Source organism: Alicycliphilus denitrificans (assembly GCF_044792555.1).
Taxonomy (GTDB): domain Bacteria; phylum Pseudomonadota; class Gammaproteobacteria; order Burkholderiales; family Burkholderiaceae_C; genus Alicycliphilus; species Alicycliphilus denitrificans_A.
The window spans coordinates 3,896,263-3,910,329 of sequence record NZ_CP126238.1; the positions used below are offsets into that span (position 1 = coordinate 3,896,263).

General features: G+C 69.4%; 13 protein-coding genes. 8 read left to right on the forward strand and 5 right to left on the reverse strand.

What is annotated here, in order from left to right; translation table 11 throughout:
* Nucleotides 1-5: 5 nt before the first annotated feature.
* Both P7644_RS18475 and P7644_RS18480 read right to left on the reverse strand, forming a co-directional pair.
* On the reverse strand, nucleotides 6-1,592 hold the full coding sequence (locus P7644_RS18475) for a glycosyltransferase family 39 protein (protein WP_404300708.1): 1,587 nt from the start codon (nucleotides 1,590-1,592) through the stop codon (nucleotides 6-8).
* 138 nt (nucleotides 1,593-1,730) lie between these two features.
* Nucleotides 1,731-2,681 carry an AEC family transporter gene (locus P7644_RS18480; protein ID WP_404300709.1) on the reverse strand — a complete coding sequence of 317 codons (951 nt, stop codon included), beginning with the start codon at nucleotides 2,679-2,681 and terminating at the stop codon, nucleotides 1,731-1,733.
* Nucleotides 2,682-2,829: 148 nt separating this feature from the next.
* Between P7644_RS18480 and P7644_RS18485 the strand changes: the two genes are divergently transcribed.
* From P7644_RS18485 to P7644_RS18495, 3 genes are all read left to right on the forward strand, one after another.
* Nucleotides 2,830-4,893 carry an ATP-dependent helicase gene (locus P7644_RS18485; RefSeq protein ID WP_404300710.1) on the forward strand — a complete coding sequence of 688 codons (2,064 nt, stop codon included), beginning with the start codon at nucleotides 2,830-2,832 and terminating at the stop codon, nucleotides 4,891-4,893.
* Between the two features lie 161 nt (nucleotides 4,894-5,054).
* On the forward strand, nucleotides 5,055-6,188 hold the full coding sequence (locus tag P7644_RS18490; protein WP_404300711.1) for a phospholipase A: 1,134 nt from the start codon (nucleotides 5,055-5,057) through the stop codon (nucleotides 6,186-6,188).
* A gap of 238 nt (nucleotides 6,189-6,426) precedes the next feature.
* A complete protein-coding gene (locus P7644_RS18495) occupies nucleotides 6,427-6,813 on the forward strand; it encodes a hypothetical protein (RefSeq protein ID WP_404300712.1) in 387 nt (128 codons plus the stop codon).
* A gap of 76 nt (nucleotides 6,814-6,889) precedes the next feature.
* On the opposite strand, the gene P7644_RS18500 is transcribed toward P7644_RS18495, so the two are convergent.
* The gene (locus P7644_RS18500) at nucleotides 6,890-7,369 is read right to left on the reverse strand and encodes a universal stress protein (protein ID WP_404300713.1); all 480 of its coding nucleotides are present in this window, start codon (nucleotides 7,367-7,369) and stop codon (nucleotides 6,890-6,892) included.
* A gap of 57 nt (nucleotides 7,370-7,426) precedes the next feature.
* Here P7644_RS18500 and tgt point away from each other — a divergent pair, with 57 nt between their 5' ends.
* Together tgt and P7644_RS18510 are read left to right on the forward strand one after the other, a co-directional pair.
* Entirely contained in the window at nucleotides 7,427-8,599 is a 1,173-nt protein-coding gene (tgt, locus tag P7644_RS18505) for a tRNA guanosine(34) transglycosylase Tgt (RefSeq protein WP_404300714.1), read from the forward strand.
* 8 nt (nucleotides 8,600-8,607) lie between these two features.
* Nucleotides 8,608-9,021: a PAS domain-containing protein gene (locus P7644_RS18510; RefSeq protein WP_404300715.1), complete on the forward strand. Its 414-nt coding sequence runs from the start codon at nucleotides 8,608-8,610 to the stop codon at nucleotides 9,019-9,021.
* Nucleotides 9,022-9,119: 98 nt separating this feature from the next.
* On the opposite strand, the gene P7644_RS18515 is transcribed toward P7644_RS18510, so the two are convergent.
* Both P7644_RS18515 and P7644_RS18520 read right to left on the reverse strand, forming a co-directional pair.
* On the reverse strand, nucleotides 9,120-9,890 hold the full coding sequence (locus P7644_RS18515) for an ABC transporter permease (RefSeq protein ID WP_404300716.1): 771 nt from the start codon (nucleotides 9,888-9,890) through the stop codon (nucleotides 9,120-9,122).
* Between the two features lie 3 nt (nucleotides 9,891-9,893).
* A complete protein-coding gene (locus tag P7644_RS18520) occupies nucleotides 9,894-10,703 on the reverse strand; it encodes an ATP-binding cassette domain-containing protein (RefSeq protein ID WP_404300717.1) in 810 nt (269 codons plus the stop codon).
* A 200-nt stretch (nucleotides 10,704-10,903) separates the two neighbouring features.
* Here P7644_RS18520 and ftsH point away from each other — a divergent pair, with 200 nt between their 5' ends.
* From ftsH to P7644_RS18535, 3 genes are all read left to right on the forward strand, one after another.
* Nucleotides 10,904-12,784 carry an ATP-dependent zinc metalloprotease FtsH gene (gene ftsH / locus P7644_RS18525; protein WP_404300718.1) on the forward strand — a complete coding sequence of 627 codons (1,881 nt, stop codon included), beginning with the start codon at nucleotides 10,904-10,906 and terminating at the stop codon, nucleotides 12,782-12,784.
* Nucleotides 12,785-12,854: 70 nt separating this feature from the next.
* Nucleotides 12,855-13,421: a phosphoribosyltransferase family protein gene (locus P7644_RS18530; protein ID WP_404300720.1), complete on the forward strand. Its 567-nt coding sequence runs from the start codon at nucleotides 12,855-12,857 to the stop codon at nucleotides 13,419-13,421.
* Nucleotides 13,418-14,062: a phosphoribosyltransferase gene (locus P7644_RS18535; RefSeq protein WP_404300721.1), complete on the forward strand. Its 645-nt coding sequence runs from the start codon at nucleotides 13,418-13,420 to the stop codon at nucleotides 14,060-14,062. Before P7644_RS18530 ends, P7644_RS18535 begins: the two co-directional genes overlap by 4 nt.
* Nucleotides 14,063-14,067 lie beyond the last annotated feature (5 nt).

Here is a 14,067-nt window from a genome sequence, read left to right on the forward strand (position 1 = left end):
AAATTTCAGGGGCGCACACTGGCATCCACGTCATACACCGCATAGGCCCAGGCCTGCGGCCGCGGAAAGCGCCAGCCTTGGCGCTCTGCCTGCAGCACATGCGGCCGCGCCGGCTGGCCGCGCGCGGCCAGCCAGTCCTGGGCCTGGCGCTGGCAGTCGGTGCCGGCCTGCGCCGCGACCACCGGCCCCAGCGGGCACAGTAGCAAGCCGTTGCGCCGCTGCCAGGCCCCCATGCCCGACAGTTGCGCCAGCTCGGTGTCGGGCAAGCCGGGCACGGTCAGCAGCCGCGGCTGGGCGTAGAAGGCCAGCATGGCGTTCTCGGCCCAGTCGCCGCCCACCCATTCCAGGCGCTGTCCGGGGTGGCGCTGCTGCCAGCCCTGCACGATGGCGCGCGCCGCATCCTGCGTGGGCCGGTAATAGCTCTGGGCGCCGCGCAGCGCGTTCGCCGCCGCGACCACCACGCCCAGCGCCAGCACCAGCGCCAGCACCGGCCACCAGGCGCGCGCCAGGCGCTGCAGCGTCATCTCGGCAGCGGCCGGCGCCAGTTTCTGCAGGTTGCGCAGCCACAGCAGCGCAAACGCATAGCCGATGGGCAGCGCCCAGGGCGTGGACAGCTCCACCACGCCGGCCATGCCAAAGGCCAGCGTCAGCGCCCAGGGCATGAAAGCGAGCCAGAACAGCACGTCGCCGCGGCCCTGGGGCAGCCAGCTGCGCAGCAGCAGGCGCGCGGCCGTGCGCGCCCACGGCGCGCCGCTCTGGCGCGCCTGCACCTGGGCCCAGGTCAGGCACAGCGCCAGCCAGGCCGGCAGCCAGTAGAACAGCGGCGCCAGCGCAAAGCGCGCCACGTAGCGCCACGACACCTGCCCGCCGCCCTGGTCCATGGCATAGCCCAGCGGCGCCCAGTCGTGCGACGCCACCCAGGCCAGGTGCGGCCAGAGCGCCAGGCCGAACACCGCCAGCGTCAGGTAGGGCCGCGGCGTGGCCAGCCAGCGCCGGCCGTCCGCGTGCAGCCATATGGGCAGCAGAAAGCCGGCCAGGAACACGCCGCTGTAGTACTTGCTGAGCATGCAGGCCGCGGCCACCAGGCCCAGCCAGGCGCTCGCCCAGGCGCCGCGCCAGCCGCGCTCCTGCCAGCTGGCCAGCAGCAACGCCGCGGCCCAGGGCCACAGCGACAGCAACTGGCTGTTGGCATTGAACTTGCCGGCCAGATTGGTGTAGGGCAGGCTCCACAGCAGCAGCAAGGCCCCCCAGGGTGCCAGCGCGCCCAGGCGCAGCCGCCGCCCCAGCGCCCACACGCCGGCCAGGCCCACGAGCACGTTGGTGTAGGACAGCAGCCGGTAGGCCAGGTCGTTCTGCGGCAGCACCGCAAACCACAGGCCCACCACCCAGGCGAAGAACGGCGGATGCTTGTGCGTGCCCCAGCGCAGCGGCTGGGACCAGGCGTAGTTCTCCAGCATGTCGTGGTAGCCATCGAGATTGGCCCTGGCCAGCCACGTCACCGCTGCCCAGGCCAGGCAGGCGGCAATCAGGCGGGACAGGGTGCGGCGCGCGGGCGCCGCCGCAGGGAACACCGGGACAGCAGGAATGGGCATCAGAGTGAGCGTGAAGCAACGGACTGCCCGCGCGTCATTCCGGCGTAAGCCGGAATCCACAGAGCAGGCCACTGGACCCCGGCTTTCGCCGGGGTGACGGTGTCCGTTGTGTTGGTGTGACGAAATCGCCATCTCAGGTCAAGTCAGCAGCGCCACCGCCGCGGAAAAGCTGACGAAGGCCAGCGCGGTGGACACCAGGATGATGCGCGCCACGCGCCCGCCATGGGCGCCGAAGCGCTCGGTCAGCAGCGCCACGTTGCTGGCGCTGGGCAGGGCCGCCAGCAGCACCAGCACGGTGAGCGTGAAGGGCGACAGGTCCGCACCCAGGGCGATGGCCGCATGCCCCACGCCCCACACCAGCAGCGGGTGCACGAGGAGCTTGGCCAGCGCAATCGGCACGTACCGCCCCGGCGGCACGTATTCGTGCTGGTTCATCTGCGAGCGCGCCAGCACCGCGCCGATGGTGAACAGCGCCACCGGCGAGGCCGCGCCCGCGAGCATCGCCAGGGTCTGGTCCACGGGCTCGGGCAGCTGCCACTGCAGCGCCGAGGCCACGCCGCCCAGGACGATGGACCAGGGCATGGGGTTGGTGGCCATGCCGCGCAGCGCGTTCCTCAGCGCCACGGCCACGCCATGCGCGCCGGCGCCGTCCAGGCGCGACAGGGCAATGCACAGCGAGGTGGTGACCACCATGTCCAGCGCCATGGTCAAGATCACCGGGCCGGCGCTGTGCGCGCCCAGCAGCGCCACCAAGAGCGGCACACCCATGAAGCCGGTATTGGGAAAGGCGGCGACCAGCGCGCCAAAGGCCGCGTCGTTCCAGCCGACGGCGCGCCGGGTCAGCGCGATGGTGCCCGCCACCATCAGCAGCGCGCACAGCAGGTAGACGCCCGCCACGGCCGGGTCCAGCAGCTGCGCGATCGGCGTCTGCGCGCCGAAGCGGTACAGCATGGCGGGCAGCGCAAAGTACAGCACGAAGCCGTTCAGCCCGCCTATGGCCGATGCCGGCAGCGCCCCGCCGCGCGTGGCCAGGTAGCCGCACAGCACGAGGGCGAAGAAGGGGAAGGTAACAGTCAGTACGGGGAGCACGGGCGCGATTGTGGCAGCGCCCGACACATTCCTACACCACTGCTACCGGCCCGGCGGACCGCGTGGCGCCATGGGGGCCGCTATCATCAAAGGCCTTGTCTATCTCCCGCCCGTCGCCAGCCGACGGCGCGCCTTGCCTCCCATCCCCATGTCCGGTCTCAATCTCGCGCAACTGCAGGCAGTGCACTACACCGACGGCCCGTGTCTGGTACTGGCCGGCGCGGGCTCGGGCAAGACGCGCGTGATCACGCACAAGATCGCGCGCCTGATCGAGACCGGCCTGGCGCCGCGGCGCATCGCCGCCATCACCTTCACCAACAAGGCCGCCGCCGAGATGCGCGAGCGCGCCGCCGGCCTCATCGGCCGCCAGGCCAAGGAGGTGCTGGTGTGCACCTTCCACGCCCTGGGCGTGCGCATGGTGCGCGAGGACGGCCATGTGCTGGGGCTCAAGCCGAGCTTCAGCATCCTGGACCAGGACGACGTGACCGGCATCCTGAAGGACTGCGCCGGCGGCACCACCGACCTGGCGACGGCGCGCCAGTGGCAATGGACCATCAGCAACTGGAAGAACCAGGGCTGGGACGCGCGCAAGGCCCTGGCCATGGCGCAGGACGACCACGAGCGCAGCATCGCGCTGATCATGCAGCGCTACGAGGAGCGCCTGTCCGCCTACCAGAGCGTGGACTTCGACGACCTGATCGGCATGCCCATGCGCCTCTTGCGCGGCCACCCCGAGGTGCGCGAGAAATGGCAGCGCCTGCTGGGCCATGTGCTGGTCGATGAATACCAGGACACCAATGCCACCCAGTACGAGCTGCTGAAATTCCTGGTGGGCGAACGCGCCCGCTTCACCGCCGTGGGCGACGACGACCAGAGCATCTATGGCTGGCGCGGCGCCACGCTGGACAACCTGAAGAAACTGCCGCTGGACTTCCCGCAGCTGCAGGTCATCAAGCTGGAGCAGAACTACCGCTCCACCTCGGCCATCCTGCGCGCGGCCAACCACGTCATCGGGCCCAACCCCAAGCTGTTCCCCAAGACCTTGTTCAGCGAACTGGGCGAGGGCGAGCCGGTGCGCGTGGTCGATTGCGACAACGAGGAGCATGAGGCCGAGCGCGCCGTGGCCCGCATCCAGGGCCTGCGCGCCGCTGCCAACCCGCCGCCGGCGTGGAAGAACTTCGCCATCCTGTACCGCGCCAACCACCAGGCCAAGCCGTTCGAGAAGGCGCTGCGCAAGGCCAACATCCCCTACAAGGTCTCGGGCGGCACCTCGTTTTTCGACCGCGCCGAGATCAAGGACCTGTGCGCCTGGTTTCGCCTGTGGATCAACAACGACGACGACCCGGCCTTTCTGCGTGCCATCACCAGCCCGCGCCGCGGCATCGGCCACACCACGCTGGGCGCTTTAGGCGAGTTCGCCACGCAGCACAAGCAAAGCATGTTCGGCGCGCTGTTCAACGCCATGCTGCCCGCGGTGATCCCCAAGCGCGGCCTGGAAGGCCTGCTGGAGTTCGGCCGCAGCATCAACGAGCTGGAGCACCGCGCGCGCCACACCCATGGCGCGGAGGATGCGCGCGCCTTCCTCGCCGACTGGCTCAAGGACATAGCCTACGAGCAGCACCTGTATGACGGCGAGGACAGCGAGAAGGTGGCCGCCGCGCGCTGGAGCAATGTGCTGGAGTTCTGCGACTGGATGGCCCAGCGCGCGGGCGGCCAGATCGATGACACGGCCGCCACCACCGTGGCGCCCACCAAGAGCCTGCTGGAGGTGGCGCAGACCATTGCCCTGCTGTCCACCATCAGCGAGCGCGAGCAGGACCAGGACATGGTGGTGCTGTCCACGCTGCACGCCAGCAAGGGCCTGGAGTGGCCGCATGTGATCCTGGCCGGCGTGACCGAGGGCATGCTGCCCTTCAAGCTCGACGACGACGAGGGCCGCCAGCAGAAGGTCAGCGACGACGTGGCCGCGCGCCTGCAGGAGGAGCGCCGCCTGATGTACGTGGGCATCACCCGCGCGCAGCGCACGCTGGCCGTGAGCTGGACCAAGAAGCGCAAGAAGGGCCGCGAGATGGTGGCCGCCCAGCCCAGCCGCTTCATCGCCGAGATGAAGCTCGACACCGCCACCAGCCGCGAGGATCCGCGCGAGAAGCTGCGCCAGCTGCGCGCCGAATTCGCGCGCAAGGCCCAGGCCGCGGCCAATACCGACTCCTGACCCATGCGCACAACTGTATTTTTGATAGCTGCTAACGCTTTCCTGGAAAGGGCCAGAGCCCAAAAACACTCCAATACTGCACATCCCGCCTGCCCCATGGCCGCGCAGATGCAGCAGCACAAGGCCGAGCGTCCGTTCGCCCTCACGCTGCGCAGGCTGCCATGACGCGGCCCCTCTTCGCCAGCCTGCTGGCCGCCGCCCTGCCGCTGGCGGCCCAGGCACAAGGCCCCGCGCCCGTGGCCGGCGATGCCGGCTGGCGCCAGTGCAGCGCCCTGGCCGACGGCCAGGCGCGCCTGGCCTGCTTTGACCAATGGGCGGGCCGCCAGGCCTGGCAGGCGCCCGCGGCCTCGGCCAGCGCACAGGCCGCCGCGCCCGAACCCACGGCGCTGCCCCCTGCCACCGAACCCGGCGCCCAGATCCCCCCCGGCGACGGCTGCCGCGGCACCCAGTACTCCACCCTGTCGCGCTTCTGGGAGCTGGAGGCCGGCACCGATTGCGGCGCACTGCGCTTTCGCGGCTACCGGCCCCTGAGCGTGTCCATCGTGGGGGCGGACAGCGTGAACCGCCAGCCCACCTCCGCCAGCGCGGACAACAACGCCGGCCAGGCCGTGGACTACCGCAACACCGAGATGCGCCTACAGCTATCGGTGCGCACCAAGCTCGCCAAGGGGCTGCTGCCGCACACCGACCCCGATCTGCGCGACTCGCTGTGGTTTGGCTACACGCAGCAGTCCTACTGGCAGCTTTTCAGCCCCGGCATCTCGCGCCCATTTCGCAACACCGACCACGAGCCAGAGCTCATCTATGTCTACCCCACCGATGCGCGCCTGCCCTTTGGCTGGCGCTGGCGCTACAGCGGCATCGGCCTGGTGCACCAGTCCAACGGCCAGAGCCTGCCGCTGTCGCGCAGCTGGAACCGCGCGTACCTGATGACGGGCATGGAACTGGGCGACCGCTGGCGGCTCAGCGCCCGCATCTGGAAGCGCCTGTCCGAAAGCGCCGCCAACGACGACAACCCCGACATCAGCAACTACATCGGCCGCGCCGAGTTGGGCCTGGCCTGGAACGTCAACCCGGACAACACCCTGGCGCTGACCACGCGCCACTCGCTGGGCTCCACGGCACGCGGCTCGGCACGCCTGGAATGGCTGCACAGCCTGGGCACCAGTTGGGTCGGCCAAAGCACCAATCTGCGCCTGTACACGCAGCTGTTCTCCGGCTACGGCGACAGCCTGATCGACTACAACCGCAAGCGCACCGTATTCAGCATGGGCGTGAGCCTGGTGGATTTCTGACCTCCTGCGCCGCGGCGCGGACATCACAGTCGGTTACCATTTGCCCCGCCCGGCGCCTTGAAGCCCCTCCGGGCCGGACACACAATCGCAAGTACCCCTATCGGCACCAGGGTAGCCTAAAGGCAAAGCCTATCGGCACAGGTACCGGGACGGCGCCGATAAGGCCCCGGTTTTGCGCGGTTTTCAGGGCTTTGCCCGCGGGCCTTCCCCGCAACAATGCCCACCGTAGGAGGAATCCATGGAACTGCAATACGAGCTCAAGGCCGGCAACTACTACCTGTACGACATGCGCGATACCCCCAGCAGCGTCACGGGCGAGCGCCGCTTCAGGCTCAAGACCGACAGCGTGGCGATCGCCTTCGACATGTACACGGGCCAGGTGCACCAGCATGGCAGCCCGGCGCGCATCCAGTCCTGGGCCATGCACCAGCGCCGGCGCCTGCGCGCGGCCGGCGCCCTGGCCGAGGCCAACGACATCGTTGTCGTCTCCGGCCCGCTGCCCGTGGACGAACTGAACAAATGCCTGTGGATCAACGGATACTGCCGGCGCATGTTCAAGCGCCTGGCGAGCCTGCCGCATGGCAAGCTGCAGCGCGCGGCGCAGCAGTGGAAAAAAGCGGCTTGAACGCCCACCACCATTGCGCAACAAGCTCTTTATTTAATAGCAAACGGGCCTTTCGGCCCGTTTTGATGGGTGCGCCTCAGGCCGCTTCCTCATCGTCCTCGTCCTCCTCCGGCAGCTCCTGCGGCTCGGCGTGCTTGACCACCGTGACCGGCACCGGGCTCAGCCGCACCAGATCCTGCGACACCGAACCCAGCCAGGCCCCGCGCAGACCGCCCATGCCGCGCGCGCCGACGATGAGTGCATCGCAGCCGCAGCGCTCCACCATGTCCACCAGCGTGGCCGCCACCGACCCCAGGCCGATCTCGGTCTCGTAGGGCACGCCCGCGGCATCCACCAGCGCCACGGCAGGCGCCAGCAGGTCCTGCCCGGCCTCCACGCTGGCCGCGGCCACCATGTCGGCGCCGCGCGTGGCCAACTCGATGAGGCTGGCCTCCTCCTGCACATGACCCAGCACCAGCGTGGCCTGCAGGCCGCCGCGGCGCACCAGGGCAATGCCATGGCGCACGGCATCCAGCGCCAGCTCCGAGCCATCAACGGCAATCATGATTCTGAACATGCGTCCTCCTTGTGCTGTGGCTAGTGTAGGCCAGCATGGTCTGGGAAAATGCCGCCCATGCTGCAATTTGACCTGCTGAAAACCGACCCCTCCAGCCATGCCCGCCGCGGCACACTCACGCTCAACCATGGCGTGGTGCAAACCCCCATCTTCATGCCCGTGGGCACCTACGGCACCGTCAAGGGCGTGATGCCCAGGAGCCTCACCGAGATGGGCGCGCAGATCATCCTGGGCAACACCTTCCACCTGTGGATGCGCCCGGGCCTGGACATCGTGAAGAGCTTCGGCGGCCTGCACGGCTTCGAGCAATGGGACAAGCCCATCCTGACCGACTCGGGGGGCTTCCAGGTCTGGAGCCTGGGCCCCATGCGCAAGATCACCGAGGAGGGCGTGCACTTTGCCAGCCCCGTGAACGGCGACAAGCTGTTCATGTCGCCCGAGGTCAGCATGCAGATCCAGACCATCCTGAACTCGGACATCGTCATGCAGCTGGACGAATGCACGCCGTATGAGACCAACGGCCACAAGACCACCGAGATGGAAGCGCGCAAGAGCATGGAGATGAGCCGGCGCTGGGCCGTGCGATCCAAGGCCGAGTTCGAGCGCCTGGCCAATCCCAACGCACTGTTCGGCATCGTGCAGGGCGGCATGTTCGAGCACCTGCGCCAGGAGTCGCTGGAGGCCCTGGTGGAGATGGACTTCCCTGGCTACGCCGTGGGCGGCGTGAGCGTGGGTGAGCCCAAGGACGAGATGCTGCGCATCATGGCCCACACGCCACACCGCTTGCCGGCGCACAAGCCGCGCTACCTGATGGGCGTGGGCACGCCGGAAGACCTGGTCGAGGGCGTGGCCCAGGGCGTGGACATGTTCGACTGCGTGATGCCCACGCGCAATGCGAGGAACGGCACGCTGTTCACGCGCTATGGCGACCTGAAGATCAGGAACGCCCGCCACAAGCAGGATCACCAGCCGCTGGACCCGAGCTGCACCTGCCACACCTGCGCGGGCACCGAAGGCATCGCCTGGAACGACGGCGGGCGCGGCGGCTTCTCGCGCGCCTACCTGCACCACCTGGACCGCTGCGGCGAGATGCTGGGCCCCATGCTCACCACCATCCACAACCTGCACTACTACCTTCAGCTCATGCAGGAGATACGCGATGCGCTGGATGCCGGGCGCTTTGGCGAGTTCCGCGCACGCTTCAAGGCCGATCGGGCGCGCGGGGTGTGATTTCAAGCATGAGCACAGCCACCCTCCCCCCCGTCCCCTGGGAGCGCATCGTCACCGACGTGGCCGACGCGCTGATCTACGCCGACCACGAAGGCATCATCCGCGCCTGGAACCCGGCGGCCACCGCGCTGTTCGGCTTCGACGCGGCCGAGGCCCTGGGCCAGAGCCTGGACCTGATCATCCCCGAGCACCTGCGCGCGGCCCATTGGCGTGGCTTCAACCGCGCCATGGCACGCGGCAGCTGCGGCCGCGAGGTGCGCACCACGCGCGGCACGCACAAGGACGGGCGCAAGCTCTATGTCGACATGAGCTTTTGCGTGGTCACGGACGGCGCCGGCCAGGCCCTGGGCTCGGCCGCCATGGCGCGCGACGCGACCGAGCGCTACCTGGCCGAACTGGCGCGGCGCAAGGCCGGCGGTTGAATTCACAAGCAATCAGCCGAAATATCAATACCAGAAAGCGCTTACAGCTATTAAAAACATAGCTCAGCTAGCTTTTTCTGTGAAAGGCTTTTTAGCCACTAGCGCGCCAGGCCGGGATAGAGCCTGGCGGCCCAGAAGACCAGCAGGACGAACACCGCCAGAATGATGCCGAGGCTCGTGCCCAGGGCGTAGTGGCTGCCGCCGTGCACCACCATGGCGCCGCGCAGGGCGTCGACCAGGTAGGTCAGCGGATTGACCGCAGCCAGGGTCTTGAGCCAGTCGGGCATGATCTCTAGCGGGTAGATCGCGCTCGAGGCGAAGAACAGCGGCATGGTCAGCACCTGGCCTATGCCCATGAAGCGCTCGCGTGTCTTGACGATGCAGGCGATCAGCAGCGAGAAGGTGGAGAAGGCGCAGGAGCCCAGGAACACCGCCAGCGCCACCACCAGCATGGCCCCGGGCTCCCAGCGGATATGCACCTTGAGCGCCACCGCCACCAGGTAAACCACCACGGCCTGCACCAGGCCGCGCAGGCCGGCGGCCATCGCCTTGCCCAGCACCAGCGCGCTACGCGGCGCGGGCGTGACCAGCAGCTTGTGCACGATGCCCAGGTCGCGCTCCCAGATGATGGCGATGCCGTAGAAGATGGCGCTGAACAGGATGCTCTGCGCCAGAATGCCCGGCGCCATGTAGTCGAGGTAGCTCAGGTTGCCGGTCGGGATGCCCCGCACCTGGCTGAACACCTGGCCGAACACGGCCAGCCACAGCACGGGCTGCACCGCGCGGCTGAACAGCTCGGTCGGGTCGCGCATGAGCTTGCGGATCTCGGCATCGGCCACGGCGATGCAGGCGTAGAGGTAGTCACGCATGGTTCATCCCCGGCGCAGCACGGCGGCGCGGCTTTCACGGACGTCGCGGGCATGGCCGCCCTGGTCGATCACCGCGCCGCTGAAATGCACGAACACGTCGGCCAGGCTGGCGCCCGGGCCCACCTGGTCCTTGAGCTGCCGGGGCCGGCCCACCACGGCCAGCTGGCCGTGGTGCAGGATGGCGAGCTCGTCGCACAGCGTGTCGGCCTCTTCCATGTCGTGGGTCGAGATGAGAATGGTCACGCCATGGCGCCCGCGCAGCTGCAGCAGGCGCTCCCAGACCGTGCGGCGCGCCGCCGGATCCAGGCCTATGGTCGGCTCGTCGAGGAACAGCACCTCGGGGTAATGCAGCGTCGCCTGGGCGATTTCCAGGCGGCGCACCATGCCGCCCGAAAAGGTCTTGACCAGCTTGTGCGCCTGCTCCTGCAGCCCGGCGAAGGCCAGCGCCTCCTGCACGCGCGCGATGCGCTGCGCGCCGTAGATGCCATGCAGGCGGGCCGACAGGTCGAGGTTCTCACTGGCCGTCAGGGCCCCGTCGGCCGACAGCAGCTGCGGCACGTAGCCGATCCTGCGCCGCACCTCCACGGGCTGGGTCACGACATCGAAGCCTGCCACGGCGGCGCTGCCCGCACTGGCGTCGAGCAGGGTCGTCAAAATCTTGATGGCCGTGCTTTTGCCTGCGCCATTGGGCCCGAGCAGGCCGAAGATGACGCCGCGCCCGACCGCGAGGTCCAACCGGTCGAGCGCCGTGAAGTCGCCGAAGCGCTTGCTCAGGCCGCTGGCACGGATGGCGATGGAGGAGGGCTCGATCATGTGGGCACGCTGCGGTGGTCGGGCGGTCCGTCGCGCCAGCGGCATGTGCAACGGCGCTGCCATGATCCGCCTTTGCGCCGCGGCGCACAAGGCCGCCTACCGGCAAGTGGCCAAGCCCGAAATTTTCTGCCATCCTGGTGCCCCCCTGCCGGGCCACAGCGCGCCCGCAGGCCCCCTCCGGAGAAGGAGCCAAGCCCAGCATGCCAATCTCCCAGCCACCCCGCCCCGGGCCACCGTCCGGATCGCCCCAGCCGCCCTGGCAGTGGAACCCCAACAAGCTGTGGCTGGTGATCCTGGCGCTGACGGCGCTGTTCTGGCTGCGCGATCTCTGGGTCACCTCCAGCCAGGTGCAACCCATACCGTACAGCGAGTTCCTGCAGCACCTGAAGGCCGGCGAGCTGCAATCGCTGTCGATCAGCAGCCAGTTCATCGAAGGCCAGCTCAAGGCGCCGCTGCCCGACGGCCGCACGCGCATCGTCACCACGCGCGTCGAGCCCGCCCTGGCCGCGGAGCTGGCCGGCTACGACGTGCGCTTCGAAGGCGTGGTGGAGAACAAGCTGCTGAGCGAGTTGCTGTCCTGGGTGATCCCCGGCCTGCTGCTGCTGGCCGCGTGGAGCATCATCGGCCGGCGCCTTGCCGCACAAGGCGGCATGGGTGGACTGCTGTCCGTCGGCAAGAGCCGCGCCAAGCTGCACTCCGAGACCGACGTCAAGGTCAGCTTCGACGACGTGGCGGGCGTGGACGAGGCCAAGGCGGAGCTGCGCGAATCGGTGGAGTTCCTCAGGAACCCCAAGGACTACGGCCGGCTGGGTGCGCGCATGCCCAAGGGCATCCTGCTGGTGGGGCCGCCGGGCACCGGCAAGACGCTGCTGGCGCGCGCCATGGCCGGCGAGGCCGGCGTGCCCTTTTTCAGCATCACCGGCTCGGAGTTCGTGGAGATGTTCGTGGGCGTGGGCGCGGCGCGCGTGCGCGACCTGTTCGAGCAGGCCCGCGCCTCGGCGCCCTGCATCATCTTCATCGACGAGCTCGACGCCCTGGGCCGGGCGCGCGGCGTGGGCCCGCTCTCGGGCGGCCACGACGAGAAGGAGCAGACGCTGAACCAGCTGCTGGCCGAGATGGACGGCTTCGACACCAGCGCGGGCGTGGTGATCCTGGCCGCCACCAACCGCCCCGAAATCCTCGACCCGGCGCTGCTGCGCGCCGGCCGCTTCGACCGCCAAGTGCTGGTCGACCGGCCCGATCGCAAGGGCCGCGCCGACGTGCTGCGCGTGCACCTCAGGAAAGTGCGCCTGGGCGGCGATGTCGACCCCGACGCGGTGGCGGCGCTGACGCCCGGCTTCGCCGGCGCCGACCTGGCGAACCTGGTCAACGAGGCGGCGCTGCTGGCTACGCGGCGCGGCGCCGACGCCGTGGCGATGGCGGACTTCACCGCCGCCGTGGAGCGCATCGTCGCCGGGCTGGAGCGCCACCAGCGCGTGCTCGGCGACAAGGAGCGGCGCACCGTGGCCGTGCATGAGATGGGTCATGCGCTGGTGGCGATGACGCTGCCGGGCTGCGACCCGGTGCACAAGATTTCCATCATCCCGCGCGGCATCGGCGCGCTCGGCTACACCTTGCAGCGCCCCAGCGAGGACCGCTACCTGGCCAGCGAGAGCGAACTGCGCAACCGCCTCGCGGTGCTGCTGGCCGGGCGCGCGGCCGAGGCGCTGGTGATGTGCGAGATCTCCACGGGCGCGGCCGACGATCTGGTCAAGGCCACGGACATCGCGCACGACATGGTGGCGCGCTACGGCATGTCGCAGGAAGTCGGCCAGGTGGTCTACGAGCGTCAACAGCCACGCTTTCTCGACCTGCCCGAAGGCCCGGCGCTGGAGCGCGGCCTGTCGGACGACACGTCGCACCGCATCGACAAGGCCGTGCGCGCCCTGGTGGACGAGGCCTTTGCCCGGGCCAGCGCGGTGCTGGCCGAGCGGCGCGCGCTGCTGCAGGAGGGCGCGGACAGGCTGCTGGCCCAGGAAACGCTCACCGAAGCGGACCTGCTGCCGCTGGCCGAGGCCGCGCGGCGCAAGCCTGCGCCGTGATGCCCGGTCTGTGATTGACTTCGGCCACCTTGTTGCCGACACTGGCCTGATCGCCGACCTGGAGGTTGCCATGCATCCACCCGCGCAAGTCCGCACCTGCCTGTACGACGCTGCCGCGCTGGAAACGGTGCTGCAGGCCATGGCCAGCCAGGTCGCAGCCCGGCTGCGGCCGCGGCAGCCCCTGGCCGTGATCGGTATCCTGCGGCGCGGCGCGCCGCTGGCCCAGCGCCTGACGGATTTGCTGGTGCAGCGCCACGGCATCGCCGCGCCGCTGCGGCTCGATCTTTCCGTCAAGCGCTATGCCGACGACCTCACGCTGCTCTACCCCGAGACGCGGCTCGATGAGCAGGCAGGCCATGCCGAGCTGGACCTGCGCGAGCACAGCCTGCTGGTGGTGGACGATGTGCTGTATTCCGGCCATTCGCTGCTGCGCGTGCTGCAATACCTGTCTGGCAGGCAGCCCGAACAAATCCTTGTCGCCACCCTGGTGGACCGCTGCGTCGCGCGCCTGCCGGTGCATGCCGATGTGGTGGGGGTGCGGCTGGAGGTGGCCCCGGGCAGCATCGTCGATTGCCATGTGCCGCCGTACGAGCCGGACTTCCGCATCGACCTGGTGCTGCCGGAGCGCATGCCATGACGCACGCCGACCGTCCCATCGTGTTCCGCAACCGCCTCGACGCCGCCAGGCGGCTGGCCGAGCGGCTGCAGGCCTATCGCGGCCAGAACCCGCTGGTGCTGGCCATACCGCGCGGCGCCGTGCCCATGGCCCAATCCCTGGCGGCAGCACTGCAGGGCGAGCTGGACGTGGTGCTGGTGCGCAAGCTGGGGGCGCCCTTGCAGCCCGAATTCGCCATCGGCTCGGTCGACGAGAGCGGCTGGACCTACCTGTCGCCCTATGCGGCCTCGGCCGGCGCCGGCGCGGACTACATCGCCGCCGAGAAGCGCCGGCAGCTGGCCGTGATCCGCCAGCGGCGCGCGCAGTACACGCCGCTGCGGCCCCACCTGGACCCCGCGGGCCGCATCGTCATCGTGGTGGACGACGGCCTGGCCACCGGCGCCACCATGGTGGCCGCCCTGCACGGCCTACGCCAGCGCCATCCCGCCAAACTGGTCTGCGCCGTGCCGGTGTCATCGCCAGAGGCGCTCGCCCTGGTCCGCCCCCTGGCCGACGAGGTGCTGTGCCTGCAGGCACCGGAAGATTTTCAGGCCGTGGGCCAGTTCTACCGGGACTTCGACCAGGTCGAGGACGACGAGGTGATCGCCCTGCTCAAGCAGTAGTCGGT

Bases quoted from the DNA above. Each gene is read 5' to 3' on its own strand.
- P7644_RS18475 (WP_404300708.1), bottom strand. From the start codon at position 1,592: ATGCCCATTCCTGCTGTCCCGGTGTTCCCTGCGGCGGCGCCCGCGCGC.
- P7644_RS18485 (WP_404300710.1), top strand. From the start codon at position 2,830: ATGTCCGGTCTCAATCTCGCGCAACTGCAGGCAGTGCACTACACCGAC.
- P7644_RS18490 (WP_404300711.1), top strand. From the start codon at position 5,055: ATGACGCGGCCCCTCTTCGCCAGCCTGCTGGCCGCCGCCCTGCCGCTG.
- P7644_RS18495 (WP_404300712.1), top strand. From the start codon at position 6,427: ATGGAACTGCAATACGAGCTCAAGGCCGGCAACTACTACCTGTACGAC.
- P7644_RS18500 (WP_404300713.1), bottom strand. From the start codon at position 7,369: ATGTTCAGAATCATGATTGCCGTTGATGGCTCGGAGCTGGCGCTGGAT.
- tgt (WP_404300714.1), top strand. From the start codon at position 7,427: ATGCTGCAATTTGACCTGCTGAAAACCGACCCCTCCAGCCATGCCCGC.
- P7644_RS18510 (WP_404300715.1), top strand. From the start codon at position 8,608: ATGAGCACAGCCACCCTCCCCCCCGTCCCCTGGGAGCGCATCGTCACC.
- P7644_RS18515 (WP_404300716.1), bottom strand. From the start codon at position 9,890: ATGCGTGACTACCTCTACGCCTGCATCGCCGTGGCCGATGCCGAGATC.
- P7644_RS18520 (WP_404300717.1), bottom strand. From the start codon at position 10,703: ATGATCGAGCCCTCCTCCATCGCCATCCGTGCCAGCGGCCTGAGCAAG.
- ftsH (WP_404300718.1), top strand. From the start codon at position 10,904: ATGCCAATCTCCCAGCCACCCCGCCCCGGGCCACCGTCCGGATCGCCC.
- P7644_RS18530 (WP_404300720.1), top strand. From the start codon at position 12,855: ATGCATCCACCCGCGCAAGTCCGCACCTGCCTGTACGACGCTGCCGCG.
- P7644_RS18535 (WP_404300721.1), top strand. From the start codon at position 13,418: ATGACGCACGCCGACCGTCCCATCGTGTTCCGCAACCGCCTCGACGCC.